Here is a 19695-nt window from a genome sequence, read left to right as displayed (position 1 = left end):
AAGGTGATGGCTGAATGCATTTAATTTTTTTACCAGGTGCATCGGGAAGTACAGCATTTTGGCAACCTGTTATGCAGCAGCTTTCAGCCGATCATCAAAAAACAGTGATGGCCTATCCAAGTTTTGCTGGGCATCCAGAGCATCCGTATATTGATAGTTTTGATGATTTACAGGATTATATTCTCGACCAAATTCAACAGCCCTGCATTGTGATAGCTCAATCTATGGGAGGGGTTTTTGCAGTTCAAGCAGCACTACAAAAACCTGAATTGATCAAAGCTTTGGTTTTGGTTGCAAGCTCTGGTGGAATTGATTTAAGCCCCTTTCAGGTTGCCGATTGGCGAGGCGATTACCAGCAAACATTTGCGGTGCCCAATTGGTTTGTCGATCATCAAACCCATTTAGATGATTCATTATACAAAATAGCGTGCCCAGTCCTGTTGCTCTGGGGCGATGCAGATCCCATTAGCCCTGTGGGCGTGGGTAAATATTTGCATGAAAAAATTCAGCATTCCAGATTGCATATCATTGAACAAGGGAAACATGATTTGGCCAATGTACACGCAAATCAAGTGGCCAGATTAATTCACGATTTTATTTCTGATATAAAGTAAAAGATTTAAGCTGAAGTCGCACATGTCTTTTTCATTTATGTTTACCATAATGACAATTGTGCTTCATCTTGCTGATCTGTCAGTTGGTATAAACCTACCCCGATTAAACGGAATTGGAAATGCTCAGGAATTTGCATTTCGCTTAATAATATTTGAATGACCTGAACCATTTCTTGTTGTGATTGAAGTGCGGTTTTAAAACTTTTACTGTGCTGTAAAACCTGAAAATTCTTGAGTTTTAACTTAACGGTGACACCGCGAGCCTGCATGTGTTTTTTTTCTAAACTGAGCCAAACACGTTCAATTAAATTGTCCCAATAGATTGAACACTGTTCAAGGCTGAGATCATCATCAAATGTGGTTTCTTTGGAAATTTGCTGACGTTGTCGTTCGGCTTGTACTGGGCGATCATCAATACCTTGGGCATATAAAAACAACTGTCTGCCATATTTGCCAAAATGATGGATCAGTATATTTTCTTCAATTTTTTGCAAATCACCCAAAGTCTCTAAGTTTAAGCTTTTCAGTTTTTCCTGAGTGACCTTCCCAACACCGGGAATTTTTTTCAGGGGTAAAGCATGGATAAAATGTTGAACTTGGGTCGGTTTAATGATGCAAATGCCATTGGGTTTATTCCAGTCCGAGGCAATTTTGGCAAGAAATTTATTCGGTGCCACACCTGCCGAAGCCGTAAGCCCTGTTTGTTTAAAAATATCGGCTCGAATTCGTTCCGCCACTTCAGTGGCGCTGGGAATATTTTGTAAATTTTCAGTGACATCTAAATAAGCTTCATCTAAAGATAAAGGTTCGATAAGCGCAGTGTATTTCTGAAAGATTTCATGAATTTTTACAGAAACATCGCGATATTTTTCAAAGTTCGGTTCAATCACATAGACTTGAGGGCAGAGCTTTTTTGCCTGTGACATCGACATGGCGGAGCGTAATCCAAACTGACGTGCTGGGTAGGATGCAGCAGCAATCACAGCCCGAGGATGATGTGAGGAAATCACCACAGGCAGATGCTTTAATTCAGGACGGTCGAGTAGCTCTACAGATGCATAGAATGCATCCATGTCAATATGGATGATTTTTCTCATGAATTACACAGTGTTGAAACGCTGTGTGATTATTCTAACCGATCTTGATTTGTTTCTATTGATGAATTTGAATTTTGTAAAGAATATGCGACAGCTTATGTCATGAATGATCTTGATTACGCTTAATTCAACTTATTTTTCTGTAAAAACTGCTGCCATTGTTCTGCATCACCATAAAATACATTTAAATCGACATTTTTCTCGATGCCTTGAATTTTGCCTTGGTTGCTCTGTTGCCAAAATGTCCATGCACGTTGGTCTTTTAAATCAGGCTTATCTTTATATTCACGAATCCAAATCGGTGTATCTTTAAATTCACCTGTGAGTACCATGTTGTAAAAGATTTTAGAGGTATAAAAAATCGGTTGTTTACCATAATGCTTTTGCAATTGATCATGCATATTTTTGATGTGTTTGATTAATTGTTCTTTGGTATAGGTGTTTATGCAACTGCTGTCATACTCCAAGTCCATCACAGGGGGCAAGGCATTGCTTTTATTTGGCACTGTTTTGATAAAATTTTGTGCTTGAATGTCACCATCGCGACATAAACGAAAGAAGTGATAAGCCCCCACGCGTAGACCACGTTCACGTGCTTCTAACCAATATTGCTGAAATTTATCATCTTGATAATCGCCACCTTCAGTGGCTTTGAGATAGACAAACTGATAGTGCTGCGGAGAAATTTTTTTCCAATCAATATCACCTTGATGATGTGATACATCGAAGCCTTTAATCGGATAGGCTTCAGCCAAGGCAGCATTATTATGAACAAAAAACAAAGTGCCGAGTATGACGCAGCAGAAAAGTGCGATCGCTAAAACTGAGCTATTGCGAGTGATTTTTTGCTGTTTGTGTTTTTTCGCAGCGTATTTTGACATGGTTTTTCTAAATATCCAGATGGATCAGTTTAACGTGCTTTGGTTCTAAAAAACGATGGCTGAATAAAAATTGAAACACTTAAATTTGCGCATCTTTGGGAATTTGAAAGAATATCAACGCCGTAATGATGTTAATCGCACCTAAGCAAATCAGGGTATAGTGAAATGCTTGTGTTATATGCGCTTCACTAAAATAGCCTGTAAATGCATTGAGTAAAGTACCTGCCAAAGCAATCCCAATACTCATTGATAACATCATAATCATCGATAAAAAGCTATTCCCACTACTGGCGTCCTGTTGTGGGAGATCTTTAAGCGTAAGGGTATTCATGGTCACAAACTGTAATGAGTTGAGTACACCAAAAATAAAGAAATGCACTACACCTAACCATGTCGGAGTATCTGCTGTATGTAAGGCAAAACTGGCAATACATGCACCGATCAATAAAGTATTGACCAGTAGAAATGGACGATAACCAGTACGTTGTAAAATCGGGCGAATGATGGGTTTAGAAAATAATGAACCAAGTACAATCGGGGTCATCATTACCCCAGTCATAAAAGGTTCCATTTTAAAGGCGACTTGAAGCATCAGTGGCAAAATAAAAGGAACCGCATTTCCACCAAAGCGCGCAAAGAAATTACCGAGTACACCGATGGTATAGATTTTATTTTTAAACAGTCGACTACGAAACAATGCATTTTTATGGGTATGGGCATGATAGGCATAGACCAATGCTGAGATTATCCCTGCGAAAAGTAAGCCTAAGCTCAGGTTTCTGGAGATTTCATTGCTGGCAATATTTTCAATCCCTAATGCCATGCCCACCATTGCAATTGCCAATAGGATAAAGCCACTGAAATCAAAGGATTTTACCGATGCTTCAACCACATTGGGCATGGCTTTAAAGGTGACAAAAGTGCCTAAAATACCGATGGGTAAATTAATCAGAAAAATCCAGTGCCAAGAGGCATATTCGACCAACCAACCGCCTAAGATCGGACCCATTAATGGACCGAGTAAACCTGCTAAGCTCATCAAACTCATTGCAGAAAGAAACTGCTCACGAGGGATGATTTTTAACATGGCGAGTCGCCCGACTGGAACCAGTAATGCGCCACCGATACCTTGAATAACTCGAAATACAATAAGCAGATTGAAGTCATTGGACAGTGCACAGCCCAATGAGGCAGCGGTAAAAATCACGATTGCTGCAAAGAAAATATTTCGTACCCCAAAGCGATCTGCCAACCAACCACTTAAAGGAATACATGCAGCAACTGCCAAGACATAGCTAATCACGATGCCATGCATTTTTAATGGATTTTCTTGCAGGCTTTCTGCCATAGCTGGCAAAGCGGTATTGATAATCGTGGTATCTAAGCCTTGCATGAAAAAGCCGATCGAAACTAAAAAAACCAATAAATAGAATTTAGGTTGGAGTTTACTGTGCGATGGCGTAGTCGTCATAGAACTTAAATAATCCCATTTTGTGAATATTTTAAAACAATCATCTGACTAAATCTGTATGAAATCGTTGCTTTATATTGAATCAGGTGCAGTATTCAATTGAATGTTCAAGAAATTGCCATAAAACTGTAATCTGCTTGTCATGGAACTTACACCCATGATGAATACATTAAGCCAAATTAAACAAAAAATGGGCTGTTTATGAACATAAAAGTTTCTGCATTGTGTTTAGCAATGCTTTCTGTTGGCTTAGTGGCATGTAATGATGATAATAAAACAACAGCGCCAACGGTTGAAGAAGCCACCCCTGAAAGCATTAATTTAAGCTTATTGGGGCGTTATGAAACGGGTATTTTTGCTGAAAGTGCAGCAGAGATTCCGGCATATGATGCAACAACAAAACGGGTATTTGTGGTCAATGCCAAAAAGGGTTTGGTTGATGTGTTAGATGTGTCTAAACCCGAAACGCCTGTGCATATTGGTGAGCTTTCGGCCCGTGAAGCTTTAGCTGATTCAGAAGTAAATTCAGTTGCGATTAAAAATGGCATTGTGGCACTTGCTGTTCAAGCCAAACAAAAAACAGATAAGGGGATTGTGGCTTTTTTTAATGCCAAAGATTTGAAATTGATCAGTACAGTCGAAGTTGGTGCTTTACCTGATATGCTGACATTTAGCCCCGATGGTAAAACTGTTTTGGTGGCAAATGAAGCTGAACCCAATGATGACTATAGTATTGATCCTGAAGGTTCAATCAGCATTATTGATATCAGCAATATTCAACGACCAACCGCCAGCCTTGCTGATTTTAAAGCGTTTAATGATAAAAAAGCCGATTTGATTAAATCGGGTGTACGTATTTTTGGTCCTAAAGCGACAGTTGCACAAGATCTAGAGCCAGAGTACATCACCATCAGCAATGATGGGAAAACCGCTTGGGCGACCTTACAAGAAAATAATGCCATTGCCAAAATTGATATCGTTGCTAAAAAAGTGACTGATATTTTTCCATTAGGTTATAAAGATCATGGGCTTGCCAATAATGCGCTAGATGTCAGTGATAAAGATGGAAAAATTAATATCCAAACTTGGCCAGGTTTGGTGGGGATGTATCAACCTGATTCAATTGCCCATTATCAAGTCAATGGGGCAAGTTATTTGGTCACCGCCAATGAAGGTGATTCACGTGAGTGGCTAAAAGACTCAACTGCATATTATGCTGGAGATCAAAGTAAAGGTTTTACAGAAGCAATTCGAATGAAGCATTTATTCAACGTCAAAGGTTTCAATAATAAAGGCGATTATCCTGCTCATTTGACTAATCTTGTTGCGGGTGTAAAAGGGGTCAAACTAGATGCAACAGTTTTTGCCTATTGTGGTGCAACAGCGACTGATCCAGGCATGTGCCGTGATGATACACAATTAGGACGTTTAAACATTGCTTGGAATATGGGTTATCAAACCAACACGGATGGCTCACCAAAATTGGATGCCAATGGATTATTGACCTATAGCAAACTTTATAGCTATGGCGCGCGTTCTTTCAGTATTTGGGATGCACAAGGCAAGTTAGTTTGGGATTCAGGCAGTGAATTTGAGCGTAAAGTTGCTGAGCTATTTCCAAATTACTTTAATAGTGATCACGAATCGGCGGCTTTTGATGACCGAAGTGACAATAAAGGGCCTGAGCCTGAAGGTTTAGCGCTGGGTACAATTGGCAAAAAAACCTTTGCCTTTATTGGCTTAGAGCGCCAAAGTGGGATAATGGTATATGACATTAGCAATCCACAAAAGCCTGTGTTTATACAGTATTTTAATAATCGTACCTTTAAACAGGATCAGGTTTATAAAGATGCCAAAGGTCAGCCAATCTTAAACAAGGATGGCAAGCAGATTCTGATTGAGAAAAGTGATTTAGGTCCTGAAGGACTGATGTTTGTCTCTGCCAAAGATTCACCAAATTCAAAGCCTATGTTGATTGTGGGTAATGAAGTCAGTGGCAGTACAGCAATTTATCAGATTAACTTAAAATAGCGGTTTAATGTATTCTGTTGCGAGTGAAAGAGTGCTTTGGCACTCTTTTTTATTTTTTGAAGATGACACTTTTAGAAATTAAATAAATATAAAGACTTACAGCATCCTATTTCTTATTAAGGAAATCCCTCAGGGATTGCGAGCTGACACAAGAGAAAAAATATTCCAGCAATGAAAAACAACCACATTGAGGTCTTTCTATTCACACGCTTAAATATTGGTATTAATCTAAAAAATCCTGGAAAGCTTAAAACAAGAATAGTGAATACTAGAAAAAAAAGGCTCAAGTATCCTGAAATTAAAAAGATTTCATAAGTGTATTTTCCTAACATATCTCAACCTATTATTTAATTTTACTATCTAAAAAGCCTTTATCTTTCGTATCTAAAATTAAATGACCATTTCGATAAACAACTCTACGCATCCACATATAACTTTGCTCACTAATTTTTGTTGAAGAGCCATTAATTCGTGGGTTTGACTGAGTCGTATGCCCAATGACATACGACTTTATTTTTCCTGCATTATATAAATACCTAGAAAATGCGGCAGATAAGTTATTAGAATCGTGTGGGTCTTCTGCGGTATTGCAACCCTGTATTTCAATTTTGGCATCATTCATAAAACCTTTAAAATTAATCTTTTTAAGGTCACTTACACCAAAATTTGCACTTTTAAACAGTCCTCTAATCCATTTTAGATCATAAATACTCCATTTAATTCGGTCATTATCAGTATCAGACTCTCTTACGGAAACCATCCACAAATGGTTTTGACCACCATGTGTAAAAATATCTAATGATTTAATACTATTTTCAGGCTGCCTATTAATTAAGTCTATGAGATCCTGATATATTTTTATTTCGCGAATAAATATATTATATTTACTTCCATCCCTAGCTTTATACATCCTTTGTAAGTTATTAGCAGTAGCTTTAAACGTGTTTATATCACTTGTACTGTAAGCCCCGCCCCAAACAATAATTCTATTTTTTCGATCTACTTTAATGTTCTGAGTTGACCCCAGTTTTTGATTCGTATTAGCTGTACCTGTTGGATTAACCATTGTTATGGTTCTCCATCATAAATTCAGCATCATCGCCCAGCCATATTTCTAGATCATTTGCTGTATTTGTAATTATACGTGGAGTTTTTCCTTCATAATCAGTGTATCCCTTAAATATTTGTCCATCTTTTGATTTGATGTAATAAGCTGTGTCAGGTATAAAATTACCTTCATGATCTATAGCAACTATCTGCTCATCGAATACTTTTGCAAAATTATTGTTTGTAAATGCTGAGTTCTTAGTATTACTTCCGCTAATATCTTTACCGCTTTCACTAACGGCAAGACTTTGATTTGGGAAGAAAGTAGCGCCACATATCGTCTTATCTCCAGCCATTATTGCTGTTCTTGTACCAACAACAACGAAACCCTTACCTAATGATATTGCGCTGGCCATCACTTTACATTTTGGACAAAAGTGTTTCATGCCCTCAAGATGAATAGCTTTACCATCTATAATAAATGAATTATCCACTTCAACAACAATGCCACCATGGTCAGTCTTTGCGCCTAAAGTTATAAATGCGTTCATTTTTGATTATCCAGTATTATTAAATTATATGGGAAGTTTTTCTAAAATGTTATTTTATACATTTTTTTGTCTAGAATCAAAACAGCTTTTTATTGGTTTATATTTTTTTAATAAATTCATTCTTTTCTGATTATTCTTTCATAATTTTATCTTTCTTAACTAAGGCTCAAACTTAAACATTACAACCATTTCAGTATCTGTAACACGGCTATGTTTGTAGCTCTCATTAAATTATTAGTTTGATTCTTTTTAGCAGTATTTTATTTATGTTTCCAACGCCCACTATCCTTAAATCACTATATGTAATAAGAGATAGTGGGAAAGTATTGAATCTATAAATTACTGATCTAAGCCCAACCACTGTCTTTGATGATAAGCGCTATCCCAGAACAACCATTCTAATTCAGCGCCTTTGGTATAGGCTTTATGCATTTTCTCAAGGGTATCTGCATCGCAATGTTCTGCAATACGGTCAATCGTCGCTAAAACATTTTTAACTGCTTCGTTAAACTCTTCACCTGAATAGGTATCGATCCATGCTTGATATGGATTATTGGCAATAGATTTACTCACAATATCTTTTCCAACTTCTGCATAAATCCAGAAGCAAGGCAGTAACGAAGCCAAAACCACAGGATAGCTTTCAGACCAAGCCGTCGCAGTTAAAAAAGCAGTGTAGTGATGGCAGGCAAGGGTAAGCGGGGTATTCTCAAAGTCAGCTTTGCTAATCCCAAAATCTTTCATAAATCCATCGTGTAGGCTACGTTCAACCACAATCGCTTCTTTCGCACCTTGGGTAAATTGGATGATATCGTCAGCATCAAATGCTTTTGCACCACAGACAGCCAATGCACGACCATAAGCCACCAGATAATGCGCATCCTGAATCACATAATGACAAAAAGCTTCTTTGTTTAATGAGCCTGTCGCAAGTTCTTGGTTAAATGGAAGCGCTAAAGTTTTGTTATATAAAGCAAGATTACGTTGCCATACGTCTTGAGAAAAAGACATGTCATTTTCCTATGCAATGATTCAAGTTATAAAATGATTTCAGTGTGCAAGACTATAACAACTCTAAATTGCTTTAGGTATTTGAATGCAGAAAATTCGGCTGTATTTGCATAAAAATATGACAAAGAACTTTGGATAAATGTGAAAAAGTCGTCATAATGTGCGCATTAAAAACGCGATTTTTATTTCAGTTTTCTGATTCAAAAACTATTCTCCGTAGGTCGAATTCCCATGATGAAACATTTTGGTTTCTCAATATTTTTTACGATCGTGTGTTTGGCAATCTCTGCATATTGGGGCTTTACCCATGGTCCAAATGCAGGCGTGCAAGCCATGCTCTCTGCACTGACCATTACGGCAATTCTTGCTGTGATGGAAGTGTCTCTGTCTTTTGACAATGCTGTTGTAAATGCATCTGTACTACGTAATTGGGATCATTTCTGGAAAATGATCTTTTTAACCGTTGGTATTTTGATTGCTGTGTTTGGTATGCGACTGGTATTTCCTGTTGTGATTGTTGCAGTCACAGCGGATATGGGCATGTTTGATGTTGTGAAAATGGCATTAAATGATCCAATTCAATACTCAGAAAAATTATTGGCACATCATGCTGAAATTGCCGCTTTTGGTGGTTCATTCTTGTTATTGGTATTTTTAAACTTTTTCTTGGATGAAGGCAAAGATACCCATTGGTTTAAATGGATTGAAAAGCGTTTAGCCAACTTGGCCAATGTACCAGCAATGTCGGTATTCCTTGCTTTAGTGGCATTGCTGATTATGGCTGCAAATGTAGATGAAGCGAAACGCCTTGTGGTCACAATGGCAGGTATCTGGGGCATCGTGATTTATATCGGTGTACAAGTACTCAGTCATTTACTGGGTGGCGAGCCAGAAGTGGATGAAGACGGCAATGCTGTGGGTCATGATGCCAATGGTGCACCTACAGGTGTGATCAAAGCGGGTATTGGTGGCTTTATTTACCTAGAAGTCTTAGATGCATCGTTTAGTTTTGACGGCGTGATTGGTGCGTTTGCGATTACCTCTGATGTTGTCATCATTATGCTTGGTTTGGCCATTGGTGCGATGTTTGTCCGTTCAATGACAATCTACTTGGTCGATAAAGGTACACTTGATGCCTATATCTACCTTGAGCATGGTGCACATTATGCCATTGGTGCTTTGGCATTTATCATGATTGCAAGTGGTACAGGTTTACATGTACCTGAGGTGGTAACAGGTTTGATTGGTGTTGCCTTTATTGTTTGGGCAGTCATTGCATCGATTCAATATAACAAGCGAATTGAACAACAGAGTTAATCCTTTTTTAAGAAAAGAGATTACAATACAAGAGCACTTTAACAGTGCTCTTTTTTATGCTCAATGTTTCCACAAAGTTGCCACAATATGCGATGATGTGTTTGATAATTAGCTCGCCAGTTTTGATAAGCCAGTAGATATGATGAATCCTTTAGAACGCCGCTCGACCTTTGCATTAAGTAGTATTTTTGCTTTACGCATGTTGGGGTTGTTCATGATTATCCCTGTGTTTGCGGTGGTTGGTCAGTCTTATCAGTATGCCACACCTGCTTTGATCGGTTTAGCGGTCGGTGTCTATGGCCTCAGCCAAGCACTTCTGCAAATTCCTTTTAGCTTATGGGCAGATCGTTTTAGCCGTAAACCTTTGATTGTTTTTGGCTTACTGCTATTTGCTTTGGGTGGTGCTGTTGCGGCAATGTCTGAAACCATTTATGGGGTCATTATTGGCCGTGCGATTGCTGGCGCTGGGGCTGTATCTGCGGTTGTTATGGCTTTGCTGGCGGATGTCACCCGTGAAGAGAATCGGACCAAAGCCATGGCTGTGATGGGCATGAGTATCGGATTGTCTTTTGTTGTGGCTTTTAGTTTAGGGCCTTGGCTCACCAGTTTGGTGGGGATTTCAGGGTTATTCTGGGTAACAACAATCATGGGATTATTGGCAATCCTCATGTTGTTTATGGTGCCTAAAACCACACGTCATCATAAAAACTTTAAACAAGGTTATCTGCATCAGCTCAAACAAGTCTTAAAAATGGGCGATTTGAATCGTCTGCATGTTTCAGTTTTTGCGCTGCACTTATTGCTTACCGCAATGTTTGTTTATGTGCCTTCTCAATTGATCAATTTTGCTGGGATCCCTTTGGCGCAACATGGCATTGTTTATTTGCCTTTATTGGTCATCAGTCTGTTCTTTGCATTTCCGAGCATTATTCTGGCTGAAAAATACCGTAAAATGCGCAGCATTTTTCTAACAGCGATTGCGGGAATTATCGCGGGATTAGTCGTTCTGATTTTTGGTTATGAATCCAAATATATCTTGTTGTTAGGCCTTGGATTGTTCTTTATTGCCTTTAATGTCATGGAAGCATTACTCCCTTCATGGCTGTCTAAAGCAGCACCGATTCAATCCAAAGCAACAGCGATGGGTGTTAATGCAAGTGCTCAATTTTTAGGGGCTTTTTTTGGTGGGACACTCGGTGGACAATTAATTTTGCTCAATAATACAACAATGGGTTGGAGTGTCTTATCAGCTATTGCTATACTTTGGTTGCTCATTAGTTTTGGGCTAGCTCAACCACGATATTTAACATCAATCGTATTACGATTGCCTGAGGATAAACAAACCGATAATTGGACTTCTCAGTTGTTGTCAATTCGTGGTATTGAGGAAGTTGTGGTTATGTCTGACCAGCAAGTTGCGTATATAAAGGTTGATAAACAGCAAATTGATGATGCTGCGCGACAACATTTAACGCAGTTGTTTGGGAAAGAGGTAGCCATTTAAACATAACTCTTATAAAGTAAAACATAGAATCGAATAGGAAGATAACATCTAATGCGTGGTGTAAATAAAGTTATTTTAGTTGGTACTTTAGGTCGTGATCCTGAGACTAAAACTTTCCCAAATGGGGGTTCTCTCACTCAATTTTCAATTGCGACAAGTGAATCTTGGACAGACAAAAATTCCGGTGAAAGAAAAGAACAAACGGAATGGCATCGTATTGTATTGCACAACCGTTTAGGTGAGATTGCACAGCAGTATTTACGTAAAGGTTCAAAAGTTTATATTGAAGGTTCTTTACGTACCCGTCAGTGGACGGATCAAAATGGTCAAGAGCGCTATACCACTGAAATTCGTGGCGAACAAATGCAGATGCTTGATAACAACCGTCAACAAGGTGAAGGCGCTGCTGCTGACAATGGTGGTTATAACCAACCACGTTTCAATAACAACCAGCAAGGTGGTTTTAACAACAACCAAGGCGGTGGCGGTTATGCGAATCAAGGTAATCAAGGTGGTGGTTACGGCAATGCCAATCCACAAGGTGGCTATGGCAATGGCGGAAACAATGTAAACCAAGGTTTTCAATCGCCTAAACCTGCAGCTGCACCATCAGCACCTACTGCTGCCCCTGCGGATTTGGATGATGACTTACCGTTTTAATTGATAAGAACGGTCAAGCTTTATCAAAACCCTTTGTGAAAACAAAGGGTTTTTTATGAGCTTCCTGATTTGGTTTTAGACAATCACTTTTTCGCAGAAACCCACATGGTAATCACAGCTTTAAACACCAGATTATTTTGTGTGTCTTTAACCTCCACATTGACCAAATAATCACTACCTTGATTCCACTGAAAATTGCTTTCAACAGGCGTGGCAATCGCAATTAAATCAGTTTCAGCCTTCTTTAGATATTCAACCGTCATCCCTTTGGGAATCCAACGGTGCGTGGAAGGCACGGTTACGTCGGTCATGGTTCCGCCAGCAAGCTCAGCCATATTACACATGGCAATAGCATGGACTGTACCAATATGATTGAGTACAGCACGATGTTTTTTGATTTTAATTTCAGCATAGTTCGCTTCAAGTCGTTCAAAAACAGGTGAAATACTGCTGAAATAAGGCGCTTTTAAGCACAATAATTTTGAAAATGTCCATTTGCCAGCAGGCTTATTTTTAAATCTATTCCACAGTTTTAGGGTTTGGCTCATTGTTGTATTCCTTATTTAGCTTACAGAATATTATTCTAATACAGAATTAAATTCTGTTATTGGCTCGACAGACGATTTGAATCGCGTAAAATGTCATATAGAAAATGCTTAAATAAAATCAAAGGCTGTACATGAATAATCAAAGTTTGTTGGAACGTCGTTATAGTGGACGTCGTGCAGAATTAAAACGTGTGATTTTAACGGAAGCATTAGCCTGTTTTTTAGAATATGGGATTGAAACAACAACAATAGAAATGATCCGTGAACGTGCGCAAACCAGTGTGGGGGCGATTTATCACCATTTTAAAAATAAAGAAGGTTTAGTGGCAGCCCTGTATATTTTAGCCATAGAAGACCAAGCAGAACGCCGTGATCAAGCATTATTGTCTGCACAAAGTCTACAGCAGGGTATCCAAGTGATGACAGCAAGTTATATAGACTGGGTGATGGATTATCCTGATTTCGCTAGATTTTTATATACTGCCAATTTTAGTATTTCTAAAAGTTCTCAGCGTGATCAGCTAAAACAGCAGAATCATTTACGTAATCAGCACTTATTGGCTTGGATGAAACAGCAACCCGATTATGGGGTGATCGAGAACATTCCCCATGAATTATTATTGTCATTTATGGTTGGATCGACAGAAAGTTATTGTCGGGCATGGTTGTCAGGTAAAGTGAAAGCTACGCCAAAAGTTTACCAAGCAGCATTGGCACATGCGGCTTGGTGCAGTTTAGAAAGCGTATATCAGCAACAACAAGGTTGAATAACCAAGCTTGTTAAATCATGGATGCTATGATTAAAAAATTCGTGAGCTTTGCATATAGTGCGTTGTGACTTGATCTAAGTGATTAAGAATGGTCGCACGATCTTGAGTTTGAATTGCTGTGTCCAGTTGCTGCATATAGCCTAGCAATTGGTTTTTTGCTTTTGCCGCAAATTCAGCAGTAATGGCTTGATCTTCATAAAGTAAGACATAGTTTTTGGCAAAACCATAAATCATAAAAATCGCCGTTTTCTCAAAATCAGACTCAGAATGAGCAATTTGAGATTCACAGTTTATTTTCAGTTGTTTAAAAGCGTCTGTACCAAAAGGAAGGTTTTGGAATTGCTCCAAAAGAATTGAGAACGTCATTTTTTAAAGTCCACTCAAAAAGAAAATCTATAGAGTAAAAGGCGAAAGGTCAAGCAAAGTTTGAAATAATATTTTCGATTAAACCAAGCCAACAGATTGGAAAAATAAATCTATAAAACCGATTATTTTTATTAAAAACTCCAGTTTTACCGATTTAATAATTTTTCGTATAGTGATTTCACAGATAAGCAATCCCTGAAACCTATTGAAGGAAGACCAAATGAGTTTGATCAATACTGAAGTTAAAGCATTTAACGCAACTGCATATAAAAATGGTGAATTTATCGAAGTGTCTGAAAAAGACTTCTTGGGTAAATGGTCTGTGGTATTTTTCTATCCTGCTGATTTTACTTTTGTCTGCCCAACAGAGTTAGGCGATCTAGCAGATAACTATGCTGAATTCCAAAAAATGGGTGTAGAAATTTATTCAGTTTCTACTGATACACACTTTACCCATAAAGCATGGCATGACAACTCAGATGAAATCAAAAAGATCCAATATCCAATGGTGGGTGATCCAACTTGGGCTTTGGCAAAAAACTTTGAAGTGTTGATTGAAGCTGAAGGCCTTGCAGATCGTGGTACTTTCGTGATTGATCCTGAAGGTAAAATTCAAATTATTGAAATCAATGCTGGTGGCATTGGACGTGATGCACAAGAATTACTACGTAAAGTGAAAGCAGCACAATATGTGCACGCACACCCAGGTGAAGTATGTCCAGCAAAATGGAAAGAAGGCGATGCAACACTTGCACCTTCAATTGATTTGATCGGTAAAATCTAATCATTGCCTAGGATTAGAATTGAAAAACCAGAAGTTAAACTTCTGGTTTTTTATTGTTCGATTGTTGACTTTATAAAATATAACCATCGTGTTTAGGTGCGTAGGCGCGAATACCATCGACTAAATCTTCAATCAATTTTTCCATGACTAAGCGTTGACCTTTGCGTGATGCATAGACCAACTGTACAACACCGATATTAGAACACCACTCTGGTAACAGATGGATTAAACGCCCTGAAGTAATGTCTCGTTCTACCGTTAAATAGGGAAGATCAGCAATGCCTAAGCCATCGAGTACCGCATAATACGCACCCATTAAGTCATTACTTTTGACCCGAGGCTGTAACGGAATATCAATTTCTTCTCGTTGCTGAATATGATGTAAATGCCAATGATAGTGCTGTTTATCTGTACCTAATACAATGGTTGGAAATTCACAAAGTTCTGTGACATGTTGAATTTCACGATCGCCTAAAAGTTCAGGACTAATCACTAAACAGTGCGTGGTTTTAATCACATCTCTAACGATAATGCTGGAGTCTTCATTGCTTGAAAAGTTAGTACGAATGGCCAAATCAATATCATCATGCAGCACATCGATACGTCGACTGGTGAGTGCCAATTCAACCCGAACTTTGGGATATTTTTTTAAAAACTGATTTAGAATTGGTCGAATTTGATGTTCCATCATCACGGGTGGGCAACTAATTTTAATCAGACCCTGTAATTCAATTTCTTGTTTTAATAAGACATTCTGAGCATTATCCGCCTGTTCAATAATCTTTGCACATTCCTCAAAGAATTCTTGTCCTAGTGGTGTGACTTTAAAATGCCGTGTCGAGCGTTGAATCAAAGTCACATTAAATTTGGCTTCTAAATCCAGAATACGTCGGCTCAGCTTAGACTTGGTGATATTACTGGCTTCACTTGCAGCACTAAATCCACCATGTTTTACCACCAGATAGAAATAATAATAATCATCAAAAGAGTGCACAGCTTCATCTCAGGTGTGTTGATGATAAAATAGTATCATTAATAGGAAAGTATTTTAAAATTTGTACAAATAAAATGCACAGACAAAAGCGAGGAATGCAAAGACTTACATTCCTAGCGACAACGATTATCTTATTTTTGAGAAGTGTTTTGTGTGTAGCTGTTGATCAGATTACGATAGTCAGGGATATGGTTACCAAATAGCGTACCTAAACCTTCAATATCATTACGCCAATCGCGATGTAGCTCACAAGAGGCACCAAACCAAGTCATTAATTGCGCACCTGCATTGCTCATACGGTCCCAAGCCGAGTCACGTGTCAGCGGGTTAAATGTTCCTGAAGCATCGGTGATCACAAAGACCTCAAAATCTTCTTCAAGGGCAGAAAGTGCAGGAAAGGCAACACAAACCTCGGTGACAACACCCGCAATAATCAGTTGTTTTTTCCCTGTTGCTTTTACCGCTTTGACAAAGTCTTCATTGTCCCAAGCGTTGATTTGACCAGGGCGAGCGATATACGGCGCATCTGGAAAAAGCGCTTTTAACTCAGGGACCAGTGGACCATTGGGGCCATCTTCAAAACTGGTGGTGAGAATAGTGGGAAGGTTAAAATATTGAGCCGCCGCAGCCAGCGCCAAAACATTGTTTTTAAACTTATCTGGGTCAATGTCGCGGACTAAAGAAAGTAATCCAGTTTGATGATCGACTAACAATACCGCAGCATCATCTTTGTTTAAACGAACGTAAGGTTTTCCCATTTTTATATCCTTGAAGTCACTAAAATTTAAATTGTGCTTAAATACAAAACAAATTATTTTGCATGGATTTCATGTTACGTGGCTTAATCATGATATTTAAGCCTATAAACTGAGATTAATAATCTCATAAATAAGATGATTGATTAAAAACTACGCTGTGCAGTTGCTATTGAATATCCTATATTTGAGATTCAGCGTATTGGTAGATTGCTGTATTGATCACTTTAAAAAACCTAAAATGGATTCATATTAAAGCCTAGAGATAGGAGTATTGAGATGAAAAGAATTATTGGTGTATACCGCAATCAAAATATGCATTGGGTCGGTGATGGCTTTCCTGTAAAAAACTTGTTTTCTTATGATCGTTTAGGTCAAGCGATTAGTCCTTTTTTATTATTGGATTATGCAGCGCCTTATACCTTTGCACCTAGCCATGAACAGCACGGTGTAGGTTCACATCCACATCGTGGCTTTGAAACAGTAACGATTGCCTATCAAGGTGAAGTTACCCATAAAGACTCCCATGGTGGCGGTGGAACCATTAAAACAGGTGATGTGCAGTGGATGACTGCGGGCGCAGGCTTGGTTCATGAAGAATTCCATTCACACGAATTCACTGAAAAAGGTGGAATCTTTGAAATGGTTCAGCTTTGGGTGAATTTACCTGCGGCAGATAAAATGACCCAACCTAAGTATCAAGCAATTTCTGCGCAAGATATTCCTGTGATTCATTTTGATGATGATGCAGGCCACTTACGTGTGGTTGCAGGGAAATATGCTGAACAACAAGGTGCTGCTTCAACCTTTAGCCCTGTCAATGTTTGGGATGGTCAGCTTAAAGCGGGTCATGAGCAAATTATTCATGTGCCAGTTGACCACAATACTTTGGTGGTTGTACTCGAAGGTGAAATGTTACTCAATGGTACACAAAAGGTGCTAGATAGCTCGATTGTCATGTTTGAAAAAGATGGCGATGCAGCAATTCAACTTGAAGCGGTGCAAGATGCTAAGTTTTTGGTCCTTACAGGTAAACCACTGAATGAGCCAATTCAAGGCTATGGTCCATTTGTAATGAATAGCAAAGAAGAAATCGTGCAAGCGTTTAACGATTTCAATAATGGCAAATTTGGTGAAATTGTAGCGGAAGCTTAGTTGATGTTGATGAAAGGTATTTGTGTATAACGGATAGCTTGCATGCCTTTCGTCTATACGTTCAGGCATGTATGAAATATAGAGAGAAGTCAAAAAGCGGATTGTAAAATCCGCTTTTTTTATATTTAAAATTTTTAGCACCAAAAGGTCAGAAATTTAAAAAAAGAAAAGAGCTTTGCTCTTATTGAACAGAAGCTCTCTTACGCTGTAGTTTTTTTCTTTAGATGATTATGTCTTGTTTTGATTGGGTTGTTTTGCTATTCGCGCATCATAATTAATTAAAAATGTGAAGTAAAGCACAATATATTTCATTTGGTTAATTTATATCCGTTGTTTTAGTATTTTTTGTATGCCGTCATTTTACAAGTGGTGCAATTGATCTGCTTAAAAAGCAAATTCAAAGTAAAAAAAAAGGATCTCTATTCCACACTATAGAGATCCTTTTTATGCTGTAGTTTCTTTTATTGTGTGTGTTGTCATAATTATTTGTTTTTATTGTAAATGTGAATTATTTATCGTTTTTATGCTGTAAATAATAATTAATAAATTGGTATTTGTAAATGTTTTTTTAATAAATAGTTAAATTATCTGTATGTTTTTAACAGTATTTTTTTATATATATAAATATCAATCAAGTATAAGCAGGGTGTCGCACAAGAGCTTGGTCTAAAACCACTAAAATTAAATAAACACCGAGGAATGGAGATTTTTCCTAAAAAATTTCCAACAAAAAAAGTTAAAACTGGAACTTTTTAATACCGTGATTTAATCGGCTATAGCTCATAATAAAAAAAATGGTTACGCACGGATAATAACTTTGGATATTGCAGTGATTGGTAGTGGTATGGCTGGCCTGGCCACCGCAAGAATTCTTAAAGATGCAGGTCATAACATTACCATCTTCGAAGCATTACCTGGTCGTGGTATGGATAGTCACAGCATTGAGTTTGAAGGTGGTCTAATTGATGCACCTTTGCGCGTGATGAATCAGCATTTATGGAAAAATACACTGAGCCTTGCAACACACCTTGGCATAAAAACCTTTCCAGTGCGTACCTTTATGGCATGCAGTTGGTTATTTGAAGATAAAACAGAAACTTGGTTGACTACATCACGTACCCGTATTGGTAATTTCCCCATTATCAATAACCGTAAAGGGATTAAGCAGTATGGTTGGCGTTTAGTCAAAGGGATGTTGCAGCTTAAAACCGCCATTTCTCAATTTTTTAAATCTAAAAATCAAGACATTACCCTTGCTGATTTTATCAATCACAATGATATTGAAGAGGTATTTTGGCATGGTGCTGTGATGCCTGTGCTTTATACCATTTGCACCTGTGACCCTAAAACTATTGGTGAATGGCCAGCAAAACCGCTCTTAATCTTTTTAAAGCAATTAACCGATGGTGATGCTTTATTGCGTTTACATGGTGGAACGCCTGCTTTTGTCGATAAATTGATTGAAGGTATTGATATTCATAGCGGTTCTGAAATTACCAAAGTTGAGGAACAGGGTAATGCTGTTCTGGTTGAAAATGCACAAGGTGAGCAATTTCAATTTGACCGTGTAGTGGTTGCAACACCGACTAATAAATTAGAAAACTTTTTAAATAAACAACAATTTGCTGACGATATCGCTTTATTGCAAAAATTTAAGTTTGAGCAAGGCGAATTGGTTATGCATACCGATGCATCCGTGATGCCGCCAAATCGTAAAGATTGGGCTGTATTGAGCTATATGATGGATCGTAAATTTACCAAACAACAATTCACAGTTTGGCTGAATTCGATTGAACCAAGTTTGGTGGGTAAATCTCCAGTGTTCCAAACATGGCGTCCTGTGACCAGTATCGATCCGAAGAAAGTCATTTCTACAGTGACCTTAACCCGTGCTGTGGTGGATTCTGAAACAGTGGCTTTAAACATCGAATTGCAAGCGCGTCATAAAGTCGCCAACCGCAAAGTATTCTATTGTGGCTCATGGTCATGTGATGGTTTGCCCATTCTTGAATCTGCAGTGACTTCTGCAATGCATATCGCAGAAATTTTTGGTGCACCATTGCCATTTGTAGGATTAAAACCTAAAGTTGAGGTGGCTCCGCAACTTGGCTATTAAAGCTCAATGAATTCATATAAAGC

At 38.3% G+C, this 19695-nt stretch carries 19 protein-coding genes; 9 read left to right on the top strand and 10 right to left on the bottom strand.

What is annotated here, in order from left to right; all coding sequences use genetic code 11:
• Positions 1 to 14 precede the first annotated feature (14 nt).
• On the top strand, positions 15 to 614 hold the full coding sequence (locus AC07WY_RS17075) for an alpha/beta fold hydrolase (RefSeq protein ID WP_494736805.1): 600 nt from the start codon (positions 15 to 17) through the stop codon (positions 612 to 614).
• A 41-nt stretch (positions 615 to 655) separates the two neighbouring features.
• Here AC07WY_RS17075 and dinB read toward each other — a convergent pair whose 3' ends face one another.
• From dinB to mdtD, 3 genes are all read right to left on the bottom strand, one after another.
• Complete coding sequence (gene dinB / locus AC07WY_RS17070; protein WP_494736804.1) at positions 656 to 1711, bottom strand: DNA polymerase IV; 1056 nt, start codon at positions 1709 to 1711, stop codon at positions 656 to 658.
• Positions 1712 to 1833: 122 nt separating this feature from the next.
• Positions 1834 to 2592 carry a glycoside hydrolase family 25 protein gene (locus AC07WY_RS17065; protein ID WP_004718580.1) on the bottom strand — a complete coding sequence of 253 codons (759 nt, stop codon included), beginning with the start codon at positions 2590 to 2592 and terminating at the stop codon, positions 1834 to 1836.
• A gap of 79 nt (positions 2593 to 2671) precedes the next feature.
• Positions 2672 to 4063 carry a multidrug transporter subunit MdtD gene (mdtD, locus tag AC07WY_RS17060; RefSeq protein ID WP_419262389.1) on the bottom strand — a complete coding sequence of 464 codons (1392 nt, stop codon included), beginning with the start codon at positions 4061 to 4063 and terminating at the stop codon, positions 2672 to 2674.
• Positions 4064 to 4264: 201 nt separating this feature from the next.
• On the opposite strand from mdtD, the gene AC07WY_RS17055 reads away from it, so the two are divergent.
• Positions 4265 to 6094 carry a choice-of-anchor I family protein gene (locus AC07WY_RS17055; protein ID WP_494736803.1) on the top strand — a complete coding sequence of 610 codons (1830 nt, stop codon included), beginning with the start codon at positions 4265 to 4267 and terminating at the stop codon, positions 6092 to 6094.
• Positions 6095 to 6437: 343 nt separating this feature from the next.
• Here the strand turns inward: AC07WY_RS17055 and AC07WY_RS17050 are convergent, their stop codons facing one another.
• From AC07WY_RS17050 to tenA, 3 genes are all read right to left on the bottom strand, one after another.
• Entirely contained in the window at positions 6438 to 7160 is a 723-nt protein-coding gene (locus AC07WY_RS17050) for a hypothetical protein (protein ID WP_494736802.1), read from the bottom strand.
• Positions 7153 to 7692, bottom strand: coding sequence for a PAAR domain-containing protein (locus tag AC07WY_RS17045; protein WP_494736801.1), 540 nt, complete (start codon positions 7690 to 7692; stop codon positions 7153 to 7155). The genes AC07WY_RS17050 and AC07WY_RS17045 overlap by 8 nt, the downstream gene beginning before the upstream one ends.
• Before the next feature lie 339 nt (positions 7693 to 8031).
• The gene (tenA, locus tag AC07WY_RS17040) at positions 8032 to 8703 is read right to left on the bottom strand and encodes a thiaminase II (RefSeq protein ID WP_004818427.1); all 672 of its coding nucleotides are present in this window, start codon (positions 8701 to 8703) and stop codon (positions 8032 to 8034) included.
• A gap of 234 nt (positions 8704 to 8937) precedes the next feature.
• Here tenA and AC07WY_RS17035 point away from each other — a divergent pair, with 234 nt between their 5' ends.
• From AC07WY_RS17035 to ssb, 3 genes are all read left to right on the top strand, one after another.
• Positions 8938 to 10020 carry a DUF475 domain-containing protein gene (locus AC07WY_RS17035; protein ID WP_171066888.1) on the top strand — a complete coding sequence of 361 codons (1083 nt, stop codon included), beginning with the start codon at positions 8938 to 8940 and terminating at the stop codon, positions 10018 to 10020.
• Between the two features lie 139 nt (positions 10021 to 10159).
• A complete protein-coding gene (locus AC07WY_RS17030; protein WP_016539108.1) occupies positions 10160 to 11524 on the top strand; it encodes an MFS transporter in 1365 nt (454 codons plus the stop codon).
• Between the two features lie 51 nt (positions 11525 to 11575).
• Entirely contained in the window at positions 11576 to 12184 is a 609-nt protein-coding gene (gene ssb, locus AC07WY_RS17025) for a single-stranded DNA-binding protein (RefSeq protein WP_004718569.1), read from the top strand.
• 83 nt (positions 12185 to 12267) lie between these two features.
• Here ssb and AC07WY_RS17020 read toward each other — a convergent pair whose 3' ends face one another.
• The gene (locus tag AC07WY_RS17020) at positions 12268 to 12732 is read right to left on the bottom strand and encodes a hotdog fold domain-containing protein (protein WP_004818430.1); all 465 of its coding nucleotides are present in this window, start codon (positions 12730 to 12732) and stop codon (positions 12268 to 12270) included.
• A 131-nt stretch (positions 12733 to 12863) separates the two neighbouring features.
• Here AC07WY_RS17020 and AC07WY_RS17015 point away from each other — a divergent pair, with 131 nt between their 5' ends.
• Positions 12864 to 13499: a TetR/AcrR family transcriptional regulator gene (locus tag AC07WY_RS17015; protein WP_262087065.1), complete on the top strand. Its 636-nt coding sequence runs from the start codon at positions 12864 to 12866 to the stop codon at positions 13497 to 13499.
• A 33-nt stretch (positions 13500 to 13532) separates the two neighbouring features.
• Here AC07WY_RS17015 and AC07WY_RS17010 read toward each other — a convergent pair whose 3' ends face one another.
• The gene (locus AC07WY_RS17010) at positions 13533 to 13868 is read right to left on the bottom strand and encodes a hypothetical protein (RefSeq protein WP_262087067.1); all 336 of its coding nucleotides are present in this window, start codon (positions 13866 to 13868) and stop codon (positions 13533 to 13535) included.
• A gap of 220 nt (positions 13869 to 14088) precedes the next feature.
• Between AC07WY_RS17010 and ahpC the strand changes: the two genes are divergently transcribed.
• On the top strand, positions 14089 to 14652 hold the full coding sequence (gene ahpC / locus AC07WY_RS17005; protein WP_004718560.1) for an alkyl hydroperoxide reductase subunit C: 564 nt from the start codon (positions 14089 to 14091) through the stop codon (positions 14650 to 14652).
• Between the two features lie 70 nt (positions 14653 to 14722).
• On the opposite strand, the gene AC07WY_RS17000 is transcribed toward ahpC, so the two are convergent.
• Both AC07WY_RS17000 and ycaC read right to left on the bottom strand, forming a co-directional pair.
• Entirely contained in the window at positions 14723 to 15646 is a 924-nt protein-coding gene (locus tag AC07WY_RS17000; RefSeq protein WP_434278580.1) for a LysR substrate-binding domain-containing protein, read from the bottom strand.
• Positions 15647 to 15777: 131 nt separating this feature from the next.
• A complete protein-coding gene (gene ycaC / locus AC07WY_RS16995) occupies positions 15778 to 16404 on the bottom strand; it encodes an isochorismate family cysteine hydrolase YcaC (RefSeq protein ID WP_004818434.1) in 627 nt (208 codons plus the stop codon).
• Positions 16405 to 16680: 276 nt separating this feature from the next.
• On the opposite strand from ycaC, the gene AC07WY_RS16990 reads away from it, so the two are divergent.
• Both AC07WY_RS16990 and AC07WY_RS16985 read left to right on the top strand, forming a co-directional pair.
• Positions 16681 to 17556, top strand: a complete 876-nt coding sequence (locus tag AC07WY_RS16990) for a pirin family protein (RefSeq protein WP_105713878.1) — start codon at positions 16681 to 16683, stop codon at positions 17554 to 17556.
• Between the two features lie 817 nt (positions 17557 to 18373).
• Positions 18374 to 19672: an FAD-dependent oxidoreductase gene (locus AC07WY_RS16985; RefSeq protein ID WP_034611315.1), complete on the top strand. Its 1299-nt coding sequence runs from the start codon at positions 18374 to 18376 to the stop codon at positions 19670 to 19672.
• The last annotated feature ends 23 nt before the right edge of the window (positions 19673 to 19695 follow it).

It is taken from the genome of Acinetobacter sp. GW821-FHT01C12, assembly GCF_059422625.1.
Note: the sequence above shows the minus strand (reverse complement) of the source record. Positions and strands in the feature narration are given on the sequence as shown.

Bases quoted from the DNA above. Each gene is read 5' to 3' on its own strand.
- AC07WY_RS17075 (WP_494736805.1), top strand. From the start codon at position 15: ATGCATTTAATTTTTTTACCAGGTGCATCGGGAAGTACAGCATTTTGG.
- dinB (WP_494736804.1), bottom strand. From the start codon at position 1,711: ATGAGAAAAATCATCCATATTGACATGGATGCATTCTATGCATCTGTA.
- AC07WY_RS17065 (WP_004718580.1), bottom strand. From the start codon at position 2,592: ATGTCAAAATACGCTGCGAAAAAACACAAACAGCAAAAAATCACTCGC.
- mdtD (WP_419262389.1), bottom strand. From the start codon at position 4,063: ATGACGACTACGCCATCGCACAGTAAACTCCAACCTAAATTCTATTTA.
- AC07WY_RS17055 (WP_494736803.1), top strand. From the start codon at position 4,265: ATGAACATAAAAGTTTCTGCATTGTGTTTAGCAATGCTTTCTGTTGGC.
- AC07WY_RS17050 (WP_494736802.1), bottom strand. From the start codon at position 7,160: ATGGTTAATCCAACAGGTACAGCTAATACGAATCAAAAACTGGGGTCA.
- AC07WY_RS17045 (WP_494736801.1), bottom strand. From the start codon at position 7,692: ATGAACGCATTTATAACTTTAGGCGCAAAGACTGACCATGGTGGCATT.
- tenA (WP_004818427.1), bottom strand. From the start codon at position 8,703: ATGTCTTTTTCTCAAGACGTATGGCAACGTAATCTTGCTTTATATAAC.
- AC07WY_RS17035 (WP_171066888.1), top strand. From the start codon at position 8,938: ATGAAACATTTTGGTTTCTCAATATTTTTTACGATCGTGTGTTTGGCA.
- AC07WY_RS17030 (WP_016539108.1), top strand. From the start codon at position 10,160: ATGATGAATCCTTTAGAACGCCGCTCGACCTTTGCATTAAGTAGTATT.
- ssb (WP_004718569.1), top strand. From the start codon at position 11,576: ATGCGTGGTGTAAATAAAGTTATTTTAGTTGGTACTTTAGGTCGTGAT.
- AC07WY_RS17020 (WP_004818430.1), bottom strand. From the start codon at position 12,732: ATGAGCCAAACCCTAAAACTGTGGAATAGATTTAAAAATAAGCCTGCT.
- AC07WY_RS17015 (WP_262087065.1), top strand. From the start codon at position 12,864: ATGAATAATCAAAGTTTGTTGGAACGTCGTTATAGTGGACGTCGTGCA.
- AC07WY_RS17010 (WP_262087067.1), bottom strand. From the start codon at position 13,868: ATGACGTTCTCAATTCTTTTGGAGCAATTCCAAAACCTTCCTTTTGGT.
- ahpC (WP_004718560.1), top strand. From the start codon at position 14,089: ATGAGTTTGATCAATACTGAAGTTAAAGCATTTAACGCAACTGCATAT.
- ycaC (WP_004818434.1), bottom strand. From the start codon at position 16,404: ATGGGAAAACCTTACGTTCGTTTAAACAAAGATGATGCTGCGGTATTG.
- AC07WY_RS16990 (WP_105713878.1), top strand. From the start codon at position 16,681: ATGAAAAGAATTATTGGTGTATACCGCAATCAAAATATGCATTGGGTC.